The following is a 19660-nucleotide window of genomic DNA, read 5'->3' as shown; positions in this document are numbered from 1 at the left end:
TGGCCGCACACGCGGTCACTTTCTTTTTTCACACTTTTTAGGTATTGTAACATTGCCTTAATCGCCGTACCTTTGCACCCGGATTTGTTTAAGAGACTAAATTCGGTTATGAAAAGGTTTATATATACATTAATGATGATGGCGATCTGCTTAACAGGCAGCGCACAGAAGAACAATGCAGATAGCACCAAAACCTCACGTTTGAGCGTTGGTGGCTATGGCGAAGCAAACTTTACACGAAATTATTACAGCGACCACGTGAGTCGCTACAGTCAGCCCGAGGAACATAAGAACGATCCCAGTCACGGACGTCTTGACATCCCCCATGCAGTGATATATTTAGGTTACGACTTTGGCAAAGGCTGGAGTTTTGGTACCGAGATAGAGTTTGAGCATGGCGGCGCAGGTATTGCCTACGAGAAGGAAGACGAAGAAGGCGGTGAGTGGGAACAGGAAACCGAGAAAGGCGGCGAGGTAGAACTGGAGCAGTTCTGGCTGCAGAAGTCGTTTGCCCCTTGGGCTAACATCCGTGCCGGACATATCGTAGTGCCCGTAGGTTTGAACAATGCCCACCACGAGCCACTGAGCTACTTTACTGTTTATCGCCCCGAAGGCGAAAACACCATCATGCCCAGCACCTGGCATCAGACAGGCGTATCGTTCTGGGGCCGTGCAGGCAAGTTCCGCTACGAGGCTCAGTTCTTAGGCGGCTTGAATGCCGACCAGTTTACCAACGTAGGTTGGATTCACAAAGGTCACAAGTCACCCATGGAGTTTGATGTAGCCAACAAATATGCAGCAGCCCTGCGTATCGACAACTACTCTATTCCTGGTTTACGTATCGGTCTGAGCGGCTACTACGGTCACAGCATCGGCAATACCTACCCTAACGATGCCAACGGTACAGGCGCCACCTATCAGGGTAAGGTGGCCATTGGTGCCATCGACTTCACCTACAATGCCCACAACTGGATTGTTCGCGGACAGGCCGACTACGGTTACTTAGGCGACGCTGAAGAGCTGAAGTACATGTACAACCGTTTGAACTCTAAGTCGCCTTACAAGCACTCTGCCTTTGTAAGCGGCAATGCTTATGCCATGGGTATCGAGGCTGGCTACGACATCTTCTCGCAGATACAGAGCATGCGCCAGCAGGGTGAGCGCCTTTATCTGTTCGGACGTTACGAGGCTTACAATCCCTACGCCAGCGACACCAAGGGCATCAGCTACGACTACACAGCCGTTAAGCGCATGGCAGTGGGTCTGAACTATCACCCCATCAAGCAGATTGTGATCAAGGCCGAGTACTCTAAGCGCTTCTTAAAGAGCAAATACAACAACGAGCCATCAGTTAACATCGGTGTGGCTTACGAAGGATTCTTCCTCTAATAAGAAAATAACCACATAATTATTATAACAGCAATGAAGAAAATTACTTATGCAATGTCGGTCCTCATGATGGGACTCGCGTTCACTGCCTGCAGTGAAAGTAACAACAACAATGAAGAGAACGGTAACGAGTTCAACGTTATCAACACTACACCATTGGTAGATGAGGACAGCTATCCCCAGAACACCACCGCTGCAAACTACAACAGCAAGGCTTTCGGTCAGGACGCTATCGACAACTGTTTGTCGCTGATTTCAGAGCTTGAAAATGCCAATACCACCATCGCTACAGCAAAACTGAGCGAGGCTCAAGAGGCTTACCTGCGCAAGGTACTCGAGACTCTGGTTGGTAACGTCATCGTTCCTACCTATACACAGTTGGCTGATGATGTTGAGGATTTGGAGAAGACTCTGAACGGTCTGACCGTAAACAGCATTACACAGGCCCAGATTGACAAGGCTTGTGCCGACTTTAAGCAGGCCCGCCAGAACTGGGAGCGCTCTGAGGCATTCCTGATGGGTGCCGCCAGCGATTTCGATATCGACCCAACTATCGATTCATGGCCTTTGAACCGCAGTCTGCTGCTCAACTACTTTAACAATGGCATGAACGACGAGATGCTGGAGGATGCCACCATCCTGGGCTTCCACGCTTTGGAGTTCATCCTGTTCCGTAACGGTCAGAACCGTAAGGTAGCCGAGTTGCAGGGTAACGATACCTACACTAACTTCGAGAAGATTACTGGTGCCCAGGAGCTGGCTTACGCTCAGACTATCTGCACCCTGCTTAAGCAGCGTTGCTTCCAGTTGCAGGTTGCCTGGGAGGGCGAGACAGCAGCTAATGCCGCTCGTGTAGCAGTAGTTAAGGCCGCAGGTCTGGATATGACTACCGCCGCAGGTCTCTCTTATGGCGAGAACCTGAAGCAGGCTGGTGTAAGTGGCAGCAAGAGCACCTTCCCCACACTGAAGGATGCCATTGCTCAGGTACTGATTAACGACGAAGGCTCATGCTTGGCTATCTGTAACGAGGTAGGTACAGCCAAGATTGCCAACCCATTCTCTGCAGGCGACATCGCTTATGTAGAGTCGCCTTACAGCTACAACTCAATCACCGACTTCCGCGATAACATCCGCAGTATCCGTAACGTATGGCTGGGTTCAACCGACAAGAAGGCTAACGAGTACAGCTTCCACACCTTCTTTGCCAGCGTAAAGAGCGACAAGGTGAACACCGCTGTAGAAAGCAACTACGTGGGTGCTATCGAGGGTATCAGCAACATGCCAACACCATTCGTTAAGTATTGCAGCGTGGTATGGGGCAAGAACTTCGACGATCCCGACAACTGGGACTCTACATCTGGAGAGTAATACACCTGAACATTAATTAAACAAATACACTAATGGAGAAAATATCGAAACTAACATGTGTTGTATGTTTCGGAATGCTGTCGGCCGCAGGGCTGACAGCATGTTCCGATAATAACGACTTTGCAGATCTGGGACCTCTGACACCTGAAGAACAAGCATTCGGAAAAGCTACTGGTAATTTTACTGCCGAGGAATGGTACCCCGGCGGTGAGCTCGGCACCACCGAGAAGGCCAGCTATTCGGCCATCACTCCTGCTGCTATAGCCGCTGGCATGGAGGAAGACTTCAATACGGGTGAAGGTTTCTTTGAGAAGCTCTACACCTTTGAGCAGGAACCACGTAAAGGCTTAGGTCCTGCATGGGTGCGCAACTCGTGTATCGCCTGCCACCCCAGCTATGGTCACGGCAAGCGACAGACCGAATATCGTGCCAACCAGATTGGCAACGGCTATCTGCTGGTGATTTATCATCCTGATACCAACGGCTACATCACCGAGGTTACAGGTATGCCTCAGACACAGGCCATGTCACCCTTCAAGGCTCCTATCGACGAAAATCAGATAACCATCGACTGGAAGAATGTGACAGCCATGGAGAGCGGACTGCCCATGAAGTTTGAAGATGGCGAGGAGTACGCCCTCATCTATCCTGAAGTAACAATCCCACAGACCGCCTTCAACACCAACCCACTGCCTACCAACTACGAGGTACGACTGGAGTCAACCATCGGTGTTTATGGTACAGGCCTGCTCGATGCCATCAGCGATGAGGATATCGAGGCACAGTGGTTGGCCGAGTCGAAGCATGCCACACTGAACCCTGCCATGTGGGATCAGGAGGCTGGCACCTTCAAGGCGTCTGCCTACTATTCGGCTGCTTATAACGATCTGGGCACATTCCGTGGCTCTCATGGTCCGATTAAGCGCTTCACCTATGCCATGACTCGCGGTTCGCTGCAGGATGGTGCCGGTTCTAACGCTATCTGGAATATCACCAACGTCACCCGTAGCGACCGTCACTTCCTATACACCACCCCAGCATGGGCAAAGGCACAAAGCGAGGATAAGGAGGTTATCAGCTATATCAAAGAGCATGGTGAATCGCCACTCAGCATTCTGCACCCCTACTATGCCGATGGTACCGACGAAGGTATTGCGGCTCGTGTAAACGAGATTCTGAGCTGTTCGTCGATTGCCAAGAAAGAGACTTTCGACAAGTACCTGTTTAACGGTGCACCTTATAATGGCAAGGAAGAGATGAGCGACAAGCAGTACTATCAGTTTATGGTATGGCATCGTGCTCTGGCTGTGCCTGCTGCCCGTAATCTGAACGATGAAGCCGTACAGCGCGGTAAGGATCTGTTCTCGCAGATTGGCTGTGCCCGCTGCCACCGTCCTTCATGGAAGACTGGCAACGACGATATGTGGGTAGATGCCAGCATCAAGGCTTATGCCAAGAGCATTGGTAAGGATGCCAACAAGATGCTGCCACGCTATCCTAACCAGACCATCTGGCCTTACACCGATATGGTTCAGCATCGCCTGATGATGAAGAACGACATCCGCACTGGCTGGTGCCGCACCACACCATTGTGGGGTCGCGGACTGTCGCAGTTGCTTACAGGTGCTAACGATCGTCTGCACGACTGCCGTGCCCGCAGTGTACTTGAGGCTATCATGTGGCATGGTTATTCAAAGCAGTCGGATGCTTACGGACCAACAGAGAAATTCTATCATCTGCCTAAGGCCGATAGAGATGCTGTAATAAAATTCATCGAGTCAATATAATAATCGCACGCCATTTACGTTTTATTATATATGAAGCGAAGTATAATCATTCTATACATCGTGGTGGTTGCTGTACTGGCAGCCGCCACGGTTTTTGAGAAATATCAGGGTACAGAGTATGTATCCAACAATATCTATGGTGCCTGGTGGTTCTCGGCCTTATGGGCTTTGTTAGTAGCCATCAGCATATTCTGGCTCATCAAGCGTAAGGTGCGTCGCCCATCGGTAATGGTGCTACACCTGTCGTTTGTAGTTATCCTGGCAGGTGCCCTGCTCACGCATCTCACCGCCGTAAGAGGTGTAGTACCTTTACGTCAGGGCGTAGCCACCAACACATTCCTAACACGCGACATGCACCTCCACCAGTTGCCTTTCAACATCTGTCTGGAGCATTTTGACGTAAAGTTCTATGAGGGGACAGAGATGCCATCCGACTATATCTCGCAGGTTACCATCGATGGCAAGCCCTTTACCATCTCAATGAATCAGATTGCCAGTTATAGGAATATCCGCCTGTATCAAATGGACTACGATGCAGATATGCAGGGTAGTATCCTGTCGCTGAATTACGATCCATGGGGCATCCCCGTAACCTACTGTGGTTACGCCTTGCTGTTTGTATCGCTCATCTGGATACTCATCGATCCTAAGGGCAGGTTCCGCGAACAGCTGGCTTTGCTGCGCAATCATCGCCGACAACTGAATATCTTTGCAGCTGGCATCGCGGCATGCTTCTTATTCCTGATGTATCACTTCTTGAATAAGTACTCGCCTGAGAACCACCCCATGCCTGTACTCAACTCGCGTTTGCTGCCCATCCATATTGCAACTATCATGCTGGCTTACACCCTATTGTTGTTTGCCTGCCTCAGCAGTCTGGTGGGTATTATTTCTGCCAAGCATCGCCAAGGCATGCAACACCTGTCGCAGATGCTGCTCTACCCTGCACTCACCTTCTTAGGCTTTGGTATCTTTATCGGTGCCATCTGGGCCAACATCTCGTGGGGAAACTACTGGTCGTGGGACCCCAAAGAAACCTGGGCACTCATCACCCTGATGATTTACGGCATCCCCGCCCATCGTAGCATCAAACTTAATCACAACGTGTATATGGTTCTGGCATTCCTCACCATCCTCATGACTTACTTTGGTGTAAACTACTTCTTAGGCGGCATGCACTCGTACGCTTAAGGATACTCCAATACCTATTTTATATTAGTTCTTTTTATTGAACACCGAAAGGTGCGCGATGCTTAAAACACTCTGTTTTAGGTATTGCGCACTTTATTTTTTCGCCGTACCTTTGCACCGTCGAATTAAAAGTATAACAATGAGAACAGAAAGAAACATCCCAACGGAACTCAAAGTACTGATGAACCACATCTACGAGCTGAATAAAGGCGTGCGCCAGATGGTACTGTTTACCTGCAATAAAAAGTATGGTAACCAGGCTGTTGAACGATTGGAAAGCCAAGGCATACCCTACGTGCTGCAGCCTGCAGGTCAGCAGAACCTGAACGTTTACTTTGGGCGTCGCGAATGCCTGGATGCCATCCGACTCATTGTTACCCGTCCGTTGAACCAACTTACACCTGAAGAGGATTTTATTCTTGGTGCTATGTTGGGGTACGACATCTGTGCCCAGTGCGAGCGCTATTGCAAACGTAAAGGACAATGCGACGGAAACTGCAAATGTAAGAATTAAACCACATAATGATAATATAAAGTAATGAATTCAACTATTGTAATTTATGGTTCCTCTACAGGAACATGCGAGGCCATCGCAGAGAAGATAGCCTCGAAGCTGGGTTGCGAAGCCTTGAATGTACAGGATCTTTCGGCCGAAACCGTTGCCGCAAACCAGAATCTGATCTTAGGTACCTCTACCTGGGGAGCTGGCGAACTGCAGGACGATTGGTACGACGGTTTGAAGACCTTACAGGGTGCCGACCTGAGCGGAAAAACTATCGCCATCTTTGGTTGTGGCGACTGTTCTACCTATAGTGATACATTTGTAGGTGGTATGGGTGAGCTCTATAACGGCATCAAAGACAGCGGTGCCAACTTTATTGGTAGCGTTGAAACCGATGGTTACACTTTCGACGATTCTGAAGCAGTTATCGACGGAAAGTTTATTGGCCTGCCTCTCGACGACATCAATGAGGACGACCAGACCGATACACGTATCGATGCCTGGTTGGCAGCTATTACTCCAAGTCTTTAATCACAGGTGTAAATTTATAAATAAGTATTTGTTTAGTTAGGGTAAAGGTGGCTAGTCGAGACGACCAGCCACCTTTCTTTTTTCGCATCTTTGCGGCATAAATTAACAATCATTGTTTCTATATAGCCACTAAACTTTGTGGTTATAGTGTCTGATAAGACACGCTACACCAATGGTTGCGAGCAAAAATTCCAAAGCTACTACTAAAATGTATACCATAGTAATTTGATTATAAATTAGGTGAAACAGAACATATCCAATTTTCGAGATTGCATTGGGGCGTTTCAGCATATAGCTGTTCGCCAACAATGTGCGCATGGCGTTCACGCAGTTCATGGCAAATTTTATCTGCATCATGATTCAGTTTGTTACCTAATGCCACTAACACGGCAAAGTTCTTTCCACTTAGGCTAGCACCACGCAACGTTTGACAAGCCCACTGCCAATGGGGAGTCATACTTCCATCAGCCATAAACTCTAATGCAAGAACAAAACTCTGGCAGTTTTCTATCTGCCTGTTGTTAATACTCTGTACGCTGATAGTTTCAGCGCCAAGCTTGTCGGCTATTTCTTCTGCAATAGCCTGACAACTGTCGTATACCACGACGATTGATTCATGTTTCATACCCACAAAAATTAAGTTGCGCCTCACGCCCTTACATCGAGAGCATTTAGCAAATACCGAAAAAGGCTGGTCTTCAGACTTTCCTCCACTCCCAAGCGCCTTCTCACCCAAACGGGCAATGGCATTGATGCTTAGGAGCCATAATGGAGTTCACTGCTGCGGGACAGTCGGAGATTCTCACTCACATTCCCAATTAATCGCGGCTAAGCGAACCTTTACGGGCGAAGGTCGAGGCTATGCCTCAACGTTCACGTTATGTCGAGGCGTAGCCTCAACTTTCACATAGACTCATTCTTGAATCACGTTGCAAATATACAACATTATTCTTATACGCCAAACAAAAAATCAAAAATAATTTGTTTTATACAAAAAAAGGCCCCAGGCCTTCTATCCGTTAGCGAGATAGTTGGCCTGGGGCACGTTTGGCAGTTAACGCTTCGTTCCATTACGCACTGCACTTCATTGTCAAAAGGATATTGATCATTAGGTTATATCTATTACTTAAAAAAAAGAAAGAGCGATTAAATTTTCTGGTTGCAAAGGTAAGGCAAAAAATCCATTCCCACAAGGGTTTAGACAAATAGTCGGGTGGTTTCAGACAAATCGTCGGACATTTCAGACAATCTGTCGGACAAAACGACACGTCGTCGGACAAATTACACAACTTTTGGTACTTAATTTCAAGATAATGATAGCAAAACACACGATAAAACTACATTTTGTTTTGTGGTTTTAAACAATTTTATATCTATAATAGGTGTAGTTATCGCGAACAAATACCCGACTATTTGTCTGAAACCACCCGACCATTTGTCTGTGCTATTGCAGATACTGTCTTTTTGTTATATCTTTGCACCAGAAATTTAAAAACAAAAGTAATAAAAGTATGGAAACAAATCTAATTATCCTGATGGCATTCGCCTTAATAGTGTTGGCAATGATTGTAAGATTGTGGGTACTCGACATGAGCCACAATGGTAAACTGTAATAGTATATATCTTAAAAAGATGCATTTCAATATTGGTGTGATAAACTTCTAAAAACATGGAAATAGCGCTGATGGTTCTGTTAGTCGTCGCCGTGATATTATTTATCCTGGTGGTAAGAATGTTGGTGCTCGACATGACTCACAATGATAATTAATGCTAACTAAATTCAACTGGCTACGCAAAAAGAGTTTCGGCATGTATTCGGTTCTCTCTGCCGGTGGTTACAGATTCTAAATCTTTATGAATGGAATATTGAAGGGGGAAAAGATAAAAACTTGATTTTTTATTTGGGTTTTTAGAAAATAACCCGTACCTTTGCACCTACAAACTATTTATCATGAAAATTTGTAGGTGCATATATTTAATAAGTATAGCTATCATCCTTACCGTGCTCACGGCCTGTGGCGGTAAGGGCGGTGAAAAACGAGGCGACATCCCCGCAAAGCGCATTTCCACACGTGGCGACAGTATTGCTCTGGCTGCTAGATTTTCTGGCGACTTTGAGCATTTCCTGGCCGTTACTGACAGTTTGGCCGAAGTTGGCGAACTCTCGCCGATACGTGCCGAAGGCTATCGTGGCGTAGCTTATTTCCAGATGGGACAGATGGATAAGTGCATCGAGTGCTTCCGTCGTGTTGTTTCTATCGAGAATCCTCCTGCCGAGGACTTCTGGGAGTACATACATGCAGGCACTAACCTGGTTATCATGCTAACCACCGATCGCGACTACGATAATGCCATGCGCACTGCCCTCCTGCTTATCGACAAGCTGAAGGATGTGGACAATCCATACTGTCCTGTCGAATTACAGACGCTTTACTTAAGCCTAGGCGACACCCAGATAATGTTGGAACGCTTCGACGAAGCCAAGAAGAGTTATGACGATGCCTATCTGTGGGTACTTCGCACAGTTAACGACTCTACAAACCGACCGATAGCAGCCAGCATTCAAACCTTAGAGAATATCGCCGTTAGTCACATCAATCACCACTTGAATGAGGCCGGCGTATGGGTAGATCGCATGGACTCGCTTGTAACTATCTATGAGAAAGAGCCCAAGCCGATTGAAAAAGAATTAAAAACACTGCGTGCCTTAGTTTGGCTGCATCGTGCACAAGTGTACCAGATGAACGGAAAAACAGCCGAAGCCGCCCGCAATTATGCCCAATATATGAAAACCGACTTTGGACAAACACTCGAGGGACGCATCAACGGCTGCGGATACCTGGTAGAAGCCCGTCGCTATGCCGAAGCTGCCGACAACTATACCGAGCTCGACCGTTTTATTAAGGATTGGGGTTATGAATACGATTTAGAAACCATCGGTCAGAATCTGCTGCCTAAGTTCCGTTCCAACTATTTTGCCGGACGTAAGGACTCGGCCCTCCATGTGGCCATGCAGATAGCCGAAGTCTACGATACGGCCCTTGTACGCCAGAAGCGTAGCGAAAGTGCCGAACTGGCTACCATCTACGACACGCAGGGCAAGGAGCGCCAGATAGCAGAACAGCGCGCCCAGAACCGATTCGTAACAGCCATCAGCATTGCCGTCACCACAGCAGCTTTACTTATCCTGGCTTTCGGTCTCTATGCCTTCCTGCAGTGGCGCATCACCCAGCGACACAACCGCATCCTGGCCCGACAGATTACCGAGGCCGTAGAGTATAAGGAGAAATACAAAGAACTGAAAGCCGCTAACCGTTCGGCCGAATCAACAAATTCACCAAAGGTCGAAGCTGAAACTGCTGAACCAAGTACAATTGGAGCAGGACTTAGCATCTCTGATTTCACGACACTTACCGACGAGCAGTTATTCCTCTGCCTGCGCGATTTGATTGAAAACGAGAAACTGTTCTTGCAGCCCGACTTTGACCGACAGTCGCTCATCGATCGTACAGGCCTGTCGAAGGAACGCATTGGTGCCGCCTTTGCACAGGGTAGCGATAGTGTTTCGCTGCCAGCCTACGTTCGCGAACTGCGCCTCGATTATGCTGTAAGTCTGATGAACAGCCAGCCCGACCTGAACGTTGAGCAGGTAAGTCAGGCCAGCGGATTTACCAATGCCGACACCTTTACCCGCAACTTCCGCACCAAGTACGGCATGACGCCAACCACCTATAAACAAACAAATAACAACGCGTAAAAAAAATAACATATGGACAGAATGAAAAAACTACTTTTATTAATGCTTGCTGCCATGACAGCAACAATCAGTACACAGGCACAGACAAAGCGATCGGCCGACTTCAAAGCTAAGTATCAGCTGAAGGAGGTCGTAGTGATGAGTCGCCACAACATCCGCTCACCACTGGCATCGGGCGGTGCCACCTATATGCGAGTAACGCCTTATGAATGGTTTAAGTGGACATCGCCAGGCAGTCAGTTATCATTGCGTGGCGGCGTACTTGAAACAGAGATGGGACAGTTTTTCCGCAAATGGTTGGTAGGCGAAGGACTGCTGCCCGACAACTACCGTCCCGATGGCGACGATGTGCTGTTCTACGCCAACTCTCGCCAGCGTACATTTGCCACAGCTAAGTATTTCTCAGCCGGATTCCTGCCCTTCGCCAACGTGGAGATTAAGCACAAGTACGAGGAGGACAAGATGGATCCCTTGTTTACGCCACAGTTCACAAAGATGAACGATACCTACCGCCAGCAGGTTCTCGCCGAGATAAACGCCATGCACAACGGTCCACAGGCTTGGATGCAGTCTGTACAGCCCACCCTAACGCTGGTAGAGGAAATCATTGATATGGCGCACTCACCAGCAGCGCAGAACGACACAACGCACTTCTGGTACGATGACACGCAGTTTACATTAGAGAAGGGCGACGAACCAAAGATGACAGGCGGCTTTAAGCTGGCCAATAGCGTAGCCGACGCTCTGGTGCTGCAATGCTACGAAAGCGAGAGCTTGTCGGCCTTCGGCCATGAGTTGACTCAGGAGCAATGGCGAGCCATCTGCGGCATCAAGGAGGTATACGACGCTTTGCTCTTCACAACTCATAGTGCTGCCGTAAACCTGGCTTACCCATTAGTGAGTCGTATCCGTGAAGAACTGCACCACGACCGACGTAAGTTCACATTCCTCTGTGGTCACGACAGCAATCTGGCCAGTATCGGTGCAGCCCTGCGTCTCGTATATCCAGAAACCGAACAGGCTCTGGAACTACATACCCCCATCGGTTCTAAACTCGTGTTCGAGAAGTGGAGCAACGGTACAGATGAGTACGTTGCCATCAATCTGGTATATCAGTCCGTCAGTCAGTTACAGAACCGCACATTGCTTTCTGTCGAAGAGCCACCTATGATTCTCCCCGTCACCATCGAAGGACTGACGGCTAATAGCGATGGACTCTATCGTCTGTCAGATCTCGATGCCCGCATGGCCGAAACAATGACGGAATACGATGCCATCAAAGACACCGAGGCTTCCGCCATCCCAGCTCCTGCCACCACCATTCCCTCCGGCTCTGCCCGTTCCTACACACTCAGCGGAACCCTGGCTCCTAATAGTTACCGAGGAATCGTTATCGAACAAGGCCATAAGACCGCAAGAACAAAATACTAGTTTTTAAGTATTGCACACCCTACCAATAAGTACTGAGCGCAAACAGCGTATGGCCCAGAAGATTCTGGCAGCCAAACGCCGCATCGAAATAACAATGCTATCGGAATAAAAAAAATGGGTGACCAAACGGTCACCCACTTTTTATTAACAAACAACTTAAAGTGGATAATCTTCGAATGCATAAAGCACTGTCGAGAGATAGCGCTCGCCAGTATCAGGCAGCAGCACTACTATCTTCTTACCCTTATTCTCAGGACGCTTAGCCACCTCGGTAGCAGCATAGAGGGCTGCACCTGCCGAGATACCTACCAGCAGACCTTCCTGCTGAGCAATCTCACGACCTGTACGGATAGCAGCGTCGTTCTCTACATCAAACACCTCGTCGATAACAGTTGCATCGTAGGTCTTGGGAATGAAACCTGCACCGATACCCTGAATCTTGTGAGGACCGCTCTGACCGCCGTTCAGTACAGGGCTCGACTTGGGCTCTACAGCGATAATTTTCACGTTTGGATTCTGCTCCTTCAGATACTTACCTGTACCGCTGATAGTACCACCAGTACCTACACCGCCGATAAAGATGTCGACCTGTCCATCGGTGTCACGCCAGATCTCAGGACCTGTAGTAGCATAGTGCTTAGCAGGGTTAGCAGCGTTCTCAAACTGCTGCAGAATCACAGCACCAGGGATAGAGTCGCGCAGTTCCTCTGCAGCGCGGATGGCGCCTGGCATGCCGTCTTTACCAGAAGTGAGTCGTACCTCGGCACCATAGGCTTTCACAAGGTTTCGGCGCTCTACACTCATGGTTTCAGGCATGGTAAGGATCAAATGGTAGCCTTTGACGGCTGATACCAGTGCCAGTCCTACGCCCGTGTTTCCAGAGGTTGGTTCGATAATGGTTGCACCTGGCTTCAAGATGCCTTTGGCCTCTGCGTCTTCAATCATCGCCAGTGCGATACGATCTTTTACGCTACCACCAGGATTAAAGAATTCTACCTTGGCAATAACAGGAGTCTCCAGACCCTTTGCCTGTGAAAACTTGTTGAGCTCAAGAAGTGGAGTGTTGCCGACGAGCTCTGTCAGCTGTTTTGCGATTTTACTCATAATCCTTACCTTTTTTATAAAATTAATAACAAATAAATCTCTCTCTTCAATATGATTTTTATCACACTGCAAAGGTACGACGTTTTTTGCAGTCTCACAATCCCTCTTGTGTGGCATTCTATATACCAAACGTTTGGTATATTGTTGAAAAACGGGGATTTTACTCCCCGTTCCCGTTAAATTTGGTCAAAAGCCTGTGACAAGTCGGCAATAATGTCGTCGATGTGCTCAGTACCGATACTCAAGCGGATGGTTGATGGCGTGATGTGCTGCTCAGCCAGCTCCTCAGGACTCAGCTGTGAGTGAGTGGTGGTATATGGGTGGATAACCAGACTCTTCACATCGGCCACGTTAGCCAGCAGTGAGAAAATCTGCAGGGCATCGATAAACTTCCAGGCCTCTTCCTGCCCGCCCTTAATCTCGAAGGTGAAGATTGAGGCACCACCCTGTGGGAAATACTTATTGTACAAAGCATGGTCGTGATGACTTGCCAATGCTGGGTGATTAACCTTAGCCACCTTTGGATGGTTGGCCAGGAAGTCAACAACCTTCAGTGCATTCTCCACGTGGCGCTCTACACGCAGACTCAGTGTCTCAACACCCTGCAGCAGGATAAAGGCATTGAATGGCGACAGTGTAGCACCGGTATCGCGCAGAATCACGGCACGGATACGAGTCACGTAAGCGGCAGCACCTACTGCATCGGCAAATACGATACCATGGTACGATGGATCGGGCTTAGCCAGTGTGGGGAATTTTTCGGGATTAGCCTTCCAGTCGAACTTACCACCATCTACAATCACACCACCCAGTGAGGTTCCGTGTCCACCCAGGAACTTAGTGGCCGAGTGTACTACGATGTCGGCACCATGCTCCAATGGACGGATCAGGTATGGGGTACCGAAGGTGTTATCAACGATGAATGGGATGCCATACTTGTGAGCAACAGCAGCCACACCCTCAAGGTCGAGCACATCGCTGTTAGGGTTACCGAAGGTCTCGGCATATACTACTTTTGTGTTGGGCTTGATGGCAGCCTCGAGCGCAGCCAGATCGTTTACATTCACGATGGTATTGGTAATGCCCTGGGTAGCCAGTGTATGGGTAATGAGGTTGTAAGAACCACCATACAGGTTATCAGCAGCTACGATATGGTCACCTGCCTGCACAATGTTCTGCAGAGCGTAAGTAATAGCGGCTGCACCACTGGCAACTGCAAGACCTGCTACTCCACCTTCGAGTGCTGCCACACGGTCCTCGAACACACCTTGTGTAGAGTTGGTCAGTCGACCGTAGATATTACCAGCATCGCGAAGTCCGAAACGATCGGCAGCATGCTTTGAGTTGTGGAACACATAGCTTGTGGTCTGATAGATGGGCACGGCACGTGCATCAGTAGCGGGGTCGGCCTGTTCCTGGCCTACATGCAGTTGCAAAGTCTCGAAACGATAATTCTTACTTGTACTCATAACTTTATTCCTTTCTTTTTATTTGATTAAACTTTCTGGGTGCAAAGGTAATAGGTTTAGAAAAATCTACCAAATTTCTTGTTTAATTCAGAAAATATACCTAATTTTGCAGTCGAGAAAGAATAAAGTTCTAATTCTGGCTTTCACATAGCCCCCAAACAGAATATCTTTCTGAATATTTAATGTTTAATGCTTAATGTTTAATGTAAAACAGCGATGGAATTAGACGAAACCGACTTGCAGATACTGAAAACACTGCAAAAAAACGCCAAATTGACCACCAAAGAGCTGGCCGATGCCGTTCATTTAACACCAACCCCCGTCTTTGAGCGTCAGAAACGACTCGAAAGACAGGGGTATATTAAAAAGTATGTGGCTATTCTCGATCCCGAGAAATTGGGTCAGGGCTTGCAGGTTTTCTGCAAGGTTAAACTCAAGCATATTAACCACGAGATTGCCGACTCATTTGTTCGTCGCATCCAGCGCATACCTGAGGTTACCGAATGCTACAACACCTCGGGTGCCTACGACTACCTTTTAAAGGTACGCGCGCGCGACATGAAACAATACCAGGAGTTCGTGCTCAACAAACTGGGCGAGATAGAAAGCCTGGCCTCTATCGAGAGCACCTTTGTGATGAGCGAGGTGAAACAGAACTACGGTATCCACATCGGCTGAAGATTATCTTTGTCGTAATGTGTTGATGATGGTGTCCAGTTCGCCAGCCAACCGCTCATAGTCGTCAAACTGGAACGGACAAGCACTCAGTTCACGACCCATACCGGCGGGAATAACCTGATAAGCCTGCTCTTCCATCGCCTTACCTTTCTCGGTAAGCGATACTATCTGCTGGCGCTTATCCTCCTTTCCGCGCTGTCGGGTCACTATGCCCAGTTTCTCCATACGCTGCAGCAGCGGCGTAACAGTGTTTGTTTCCAGCAGCAGTCGGCGTGCAATGTCGTTCACAGGTTGGGCGTCCTGCTCCCACAGAACCATCATTACCAGATACTGCGGATAGGTAATACCCAGCTCATTCAGCAGAGGCGTATAAGCCTGAGTTATTAAACGTGTAGCCGTATACAAACGGAAGCAGACTTGATTATCGAGTCGTAATTCTTCGTGCATATTTTTTATTTTTAATTTTCAATTAACCAAGCATGGCCTCAATGTCCTTCTCAAAGTCAGCAGGCTCGGTAGTAGGTGCATAGCGCTTAATGGTATCACCGTCTTTCGAAATCAGGAACTTGGTGAAATTCCACTTAATATCGCTGTCCTTCTCTACACTCTTGCTGATGGTTTTGAAGAGAGCCTTGGCAGCCTTGGCCTTTAAACCTTTATACTCCTCGGTGGGAGCCTGTGTCTTCAGATACTCAAAAATAGGATCGGCAGCAGCACCATTCACATCAATCTTCTTCATAATCTGGAAGGTAACGCCGTAGTTCAACTGGCAGAACTCGCTAATCTCGCTGTCGGTACCTGGATCCTGCTCCTTAAACTGGTTGCAGGGAAAACCGATAACCACCAGTCCCTGATCCTTATACTTCTGGTTCAACGCCTCCAATCCTTCGAACTGAGGGGTGAATCCACACTTGCTGGCTGTGTTAACTACCAGCAGCACCTTTCCCTGGAACTCAGAGAAATCAATCTCCTTACCTTTGCTCGTCAGAGCCTTGAAATCATAAATCTTACTCATATCATTATTACAATTATATCGTTTGCGATGCAAAGGTAAGCATAATTATTTATATCGCAAGCGATTTAGTAAAAACTTTAAGAGAGTTTAACTATATATCGCTTGCGATACGTATTTAAAAGTCCTTGATTAGAAGAACTTTACGATATCATCCAGATCGCGTCTGTCGGGATGTGTGGGCTCTTCGTTTCTGTAGCCCAAGGCAATTACAGCCATCACAGTCTCGTCCTCGGGGATGTTAAACAGCGCTCTCAGTTGGTCGGCATCGCGCATACCCATAATCAGGGTATCGAATCCCATGGCGCGTGCTTTCAATATCAGGTAGCAGTTGCTCAGTCCGTTATCATAGGCACCCCAGCCTTCGCCTACCTCGTTGGTAGCCTGTCCCTGGAAATAGCCCGATTTTCCGCGCTCAAAGGTCGACACAATCAGTACCGGTGCATCGGCCACGCGATCCTTGTTGGCGCCAATCATCTCCATGGCAGCCTTCAGTTTCTCCTCGCCGATAGCCACATAATACTTCGAAGGCTGCTGGTTAGCCCACGATGGAGCCTCCTGGGTAGCCTTGAGCAGTTCGCGTACTTCGGCCTCCGAGATTTTCTTCGCTGGGTCGTAGCTGCGTACGCTTCTACGGGTGGTTAAAACTTCGTCGAACGATACCGACGTCTCTGTGTTGGTGTTGTCATTATGGCAACTGGTTAAAGCAAGCAGCACTGTGGCTGCACCTATTAAAAACTTTTTTGTCATTGGTTGTTGTTATTTAATGTTGACTATTATTTTCTTCAGATCTTTGTCGGCACTCGAGTTGCCCACCATCACCTCGTACTTGCCAGGCACTACGCGCATAGTGTTGGTTTTCACATCCCAACCCTCGAAACTCTTACGTGGCAGTTCTATACTGATGGTCTTTGCCTCTGCTGCATTCAGGGTTACCTGTTGATAGGCACGCAGCGATTTCTTTGGACCTTCCTTGTCAGCCAGATGACGGATATATACCTGTACAGTTTCGGTACCGGCTGTAGTGCCCAGATTCTTTACGCGCACCTGTACCTTATTATTTTTATAGATAGGTTTGTCTATATTGAAAGTGGTGTAGCCCAGACCGAAACCGAATGGGAACAGCGGCTCGCCTTCGTAATAACGGTACGTACGATTCTTCATGGTGTAATCCAGGAAATCGGGCAACTCGTCGGTACTCTTATAGAAGGTAACCGGCAGTTTTCCACTGGGGGCTACCATACCAAACAGTGTTGTAGCCAAGGCAGCACCACCCTGCTCGCCACCATACCACCACTGCAGGATAGCATCACATGTTTCCAGTTCCGGAGCCAGCGCCATGGCCGATCCCGAACAGTTTACAAAAATCACCTTCTTGCCAGCCTTATGCAGCACAGCCAACAAGTCGCGCTGTGCCTGTGGCAGTTCTATGCTGGTGCGGTCGCCCCCCTTAAAGCCAGGCTCGTTCACACGCATCTCCTCACCCTCCAGGTTAGGCGATATACCACCTACAAATATGATGGTCTGGGTATTGCCTATCTGAGCCAACAGCTCCTCGGCTGTTGGGTTCACACGCTTCTTGATATCGAAGTTCAAGGCACCGTAACCCGTTTCCTGTACATAATCAATCTGAATGCGGTAGTGCTGTCCGGCTTTTACGGCTATCTCCTTCTTACCGCTCTGAATACGCTGACGTGGATTCCAGATGTTCACCAATGTATCGCCATTCACTATCAGGCGCAAGCGGTCGTCGCCGCTAATCTCAAAGCTCAGTGTCTCATCGGCTGTCGGCACCAGTGTACCGTCCAGTCGTGCCGAGCAATTCTCCAGGTTCACGCCAGGTGCAAACACCGTGTTACCGCCATTACTCAGCTGTACGGGCTGCTTACGGTTCACCACCGTTACAGGTGCGCCCTGCATCTCGGTATTATTCCAGTAAGCTATCTGTATGCCGCTATTACCTAACGGATCTTTTATCTGATTGAAGCGACTCTCGAACACCTCGTTTCGTGTCAGCCCGCAGCCTTGAATAAAACGTACCGTGGCATCGGGCGAAAGCGTCTTTGCCATACGGGTGATACCATCCAGTGCCGTCACGGTGTGTGTTGGATAGCCGGCATAGTTACCCCACATCATCACCGAATCGTTGGCATTCGGACCCATCACCACAATATCCTTGTCAGAGCCTGCGCCAGCATTTAACGGATTGCCTAAAGGCAGCACCTTAATTTTATTCTGCAGCAGCACAATACTCTTCAGTGCCATTTTCAGGGCCAGATCCTTATGTGCCTGCGAAGCCACTACTGTCTCTGGTATCTTGGTCCATGCATTCAGGTCGTCGCTATCCATATCGCCCAACTCAAAACGGGCTATCAACAGTCTGCGCAGACTACGATCAATATCGGCCTCCTTCACATCTCCACGACGCACAGCCTCAGGCAGGTGCTTGTACTCCGAACCGCACTCCACGTCGGTACCAGCCAACACGGCTTTGGCACTGGCTTCGGCCCCATCCTTGGACACATTATGCCAACGAGGCAGGAAATCACGAATGGCACCACAGTCGCTGGTAATCAGTCCGTCAAAGCCCCATTCGTCACGCAGTATCTGCTGCTCGTAACGGGTCTGCGCACAACAGGCCTGACCGTCGATACGCTGATAGGCACACATCACCTCGGCCACTTTTCCTTCCTGCACTAGTGCCTTAAAGGCAGGCAGATAGGTCTCCCACAAATCACGTTCAGGCAGATTCTCGATATTAAACTCATGACGGTTCCACTCCGGACCGCTATGCACGGCAAAATGCTTGGCACATGCCAGCAGTTTACGATATTTGCTTACACCTAGGTCCTCGCCGTTGTAGCCTACACCCTGCAAGCCACGCACCACAGCCAGTCCCATCTTAGCCGTCAGGTAAGGGTCCTCGCCATAGGTTTCCTGTCCGCGGCCCCAACGGGGATCACGGAATATATTGATGTTCGGTGTCCAGAACGATAAACTCTGATAGCGTTTGATATCCCCTGTACACTTGGCTTGCTGGGCTTTTACACGCGCCTCGTCGCTCACAGCCGTAAACACCTGGTGCAGCAGCGCATCGTCCCACGAAGCCGCCATAGCCATGGTGATGGGGAATACGGTAGCAAAGCCGTTACGACCGATGCCGTGCAGCGCCTCGTTCCACCACTGGAACTGAGGAATACCCAAACGGGGGATGGCAGGCGATGTATCCATCATCAGACTCACCTTCTCATCGAGCGTCAGTCGGCTCAACAGGTCATCAGCTCGCTGTGCTGCTGACAGGTTCGCATTCTGATACGGCAAACCTTGCGCATCCATCGCTGTAGCGCAGAAACCCACGAATAGGGACATCATCAAAAGTCTCTTCATAACCACTGTTTTTGTTATAGTGGCCACAAAGATAGTAATAATTCTTTAACGCCG

The 19660-nt window shown here is 48.7% G+C and carries 16 protein-coding genes and 1 riboswitch; of the genes, 9 read left to right on the top strand and 7 right to left on the bottom strand.

All coding sequences use genetic code 11. From position 1 onward, the window contains the following. The first annotated feature begins 108 nt into the window (after positions 1-108). From PRU_RS14365 to fldA, 6 genes are all read left to right on the top strand, one after another. Positions 109-1389: a hypothetical protein gene (locus PRU_RS14365; protein WP_033150438.1), complete on the top strand. Its 1281-nt coding sequence runs from the start codon at positions 109-111 to the stop codon at positions 1387-1389. Between the two features lie 33 nt (positions 1390-1422). Continuing rightward, positions 1423-2757, top strand: coding sequence for an imelysin family protein (locus tag PRU_RS14360; RefSeq protein WP_013064031.1), 1335 nt, complete (start codon positions 1423-1425; stop codon positions 2755-2757). Positions 2758-2789: 32 nt separating this feature from the next. Further along, positions 2790-4544 carry a di-heme oxidoredictase family protein gene (locus PRU_RS14355; RefSeq protein WP_041386380.1) on the top strand — a complete coding sequence of 585 codons (1755 nt, stop codon included), beginning with the start codon at positions 2790-2792 and terminating at the stop codon, positions 4542-4544. Positions 4545-4574: 30 nt separating this feature from the next. Then, a complete protein-coding gene (locus tag PRU_RS14350; RefSeq protein ID WP_013063176.1) occupies positions 4575-5735 on the top strand; it encodes a cytochrome c biogenesis protein CcsA in 1161 nt (386 codons plus the stop codon). A 139-nt stretch (positions 5736-5874) separates the two neighbouring features. Beyond that, positions 5875-6249: a DUF2023 family protein gene (locus PRU_RS14345; protein WP_028908099.1), complete on the top strand. Its 375-nt coding sequence runs from the start codon at positions 5875-5877 to the stop codon at positions 6247-6249. A 24-nt stretch (positions 6250-6273) separates the two neighbouring features. After that, positions 6274-6768, top strand: coding sequence for a flavodoxin FldA (gene fldA / locus PRU_RS14340; protein ID WP_013064475.1), 495 nt, complete (start codon positions 6274-6276; stop codon positions 6766-6768). Positions 6769-6997: 229 nt separating this feature from the next. Here the strand turns inward: fldA and PRU_RS14335 are convergent, their stop codons facing one another. Next, complete coding sequence (locus PRU_RS14335; RefSeq protein WP_036908982.1) at positions 6998-7393, bottom strand: NADPH-dependent FMN reductase family protein; 396 nt, start codon at positions 7391-7393, stop codon at positions 6998-7000. 47 nt (positions 7394-7440) lie between these two features. After that, a riboswitch (cobalamin riboswitch) is annotated at positions 7441-7625 on the bottom strand. A gap of 1094 nt (positions 7626-8719) precedes the next feature. On the opposite strand from PRU_RS14335, the gene PRU_RS14330 reads away from it, so the two are divergent. Next, a complete protein-coding gene (locus PRU_RS14330; protein ID WP_041386378.1) occupies positions 8720-10525 on the top strand; it encodes a helix-turn-helix domain-containing protein in 1806 nt (601 codons plus the stop codon). Positions 10526-10546: 21 nt separating this feature from the next. Next, entirely contained in the window at positions 10547-11956 is a 1410-nt protein-coding gene (locus PRU_RS14325; protein WP_013064780.1) for a histidine-type phosphatase, read from the top strand. Positions 11957-12112: 156 nt separating this feature from the next. On the opposite strand, the gene cysK is transcribed toward PRU_RS14325, so the two are convergent. Then, positions 12113-13060 (bottom strand): cysteine synthase A, encoded by a 948-nt coding sequence (gene cysK / locus PRU_RS14320; RefSeq protein ID WP_013064323.1) that lies wholly within the window; start codon positions 13058-13060, stop codon positions 12113-12115. Positions 13061-13236: 176 nt separating this feature from the next. Next, the gene (locus tag PRU_RS14315; RefSeq protein ID WP_013065213.1) at positions 13237-14529 is read right to left on the bottom strand and encodes an O-acetylhomoserine aminocarboxypropyltransferase/cysteine synthase family protein; all 1293 of its coding nucleotides are present in this window, start codon (positions 14527-14529) and stop codon (positions 13237-13239) included. A 216-nt stretch (positions 14530-14745) separates the two neighbouring features. Between PRU_RS14315 and PRU_RS14310 the strand changes: the two genes are divergently transcribed. After that, positions 14746-15207, top strand: a complete 462-nt coding sequence (locus PRU_RS14310) for an Lrp/AsnC family transcriptional regulator (protein WP_013063543.1) — start codon at positions 14746-14748, stop codon at positions 15205-15207. Positions 15208-15210: 3 nt separating this feature from the next. Here PRU_RS14310 and PRU_RS14305 read toward each other — a convergent pair whose 3' ends face one another. The 4 genes from PRU_RS14305 to PRU_RS14290 form a co-directional block, all read right to left on the bottom strand. Then, positions 15211-15654 (bottom strand): MarR family winged helix-turn-helix transcriptional regulator, encoded by a 444-nt coding sequence (locus PRU_RS14305; RefSeq protein WP_013063869.1) that lies wholly within the window; start codon positions 15652-15654, stop codon positions 15211-15213. Between the two features lie 22 nt (positions 15655-15676). Next, positions 15677-16222, bottom strand: coding sequence for a glutathione peroxidase (locus tag PRU_RS14300; RefSeq protein ID WP_013064456.1), 546 nt, complete (start codon positions 16220-16222; stop codon positions 15677-15679). Positions 16223-16351: 129 nt separating this feature from the next. Beyond that, on the bottom strand, positions 16352-16969 hold the full coding sequence (locus PRU_RS14295; RefSeq protein ID WP_049769192.1) for a nitroreductase family protein: 618 nt from the start codon (positions 16967-16969) through the stop codon (positions 16352-16354). A 9-nt stretch (positions 16970-16978) separates the two neighbouring features. Then, the gene (locus PRU_RS14290) at positions 16979-19606 is read right to left on the bottom strand and encodes a beta-glucosidase (protein ID WP_013063552.1); all 2628 of its coding nucleotides are present in this window, start codon (positions 19604-19606) and stop codon (positions 16979-16981) included. Positions 19607-19660: the final 54 nt, after the last annotated feature.

The organism is Xylanibacter ruminicola 23 (assembly GCF_000025925.1).
Classification (GTDB): domain Bacteria; phylum Bacteroidota; class Bacteroidia; order Bacteroidales; family Bacteroidaceae; genus Prevotella; species Prevotella ruminicola.
Note: the sequence above shows the minus strand (reverse complement) of the source record. Positions and strands in the feature narration are given on the sequence as shown.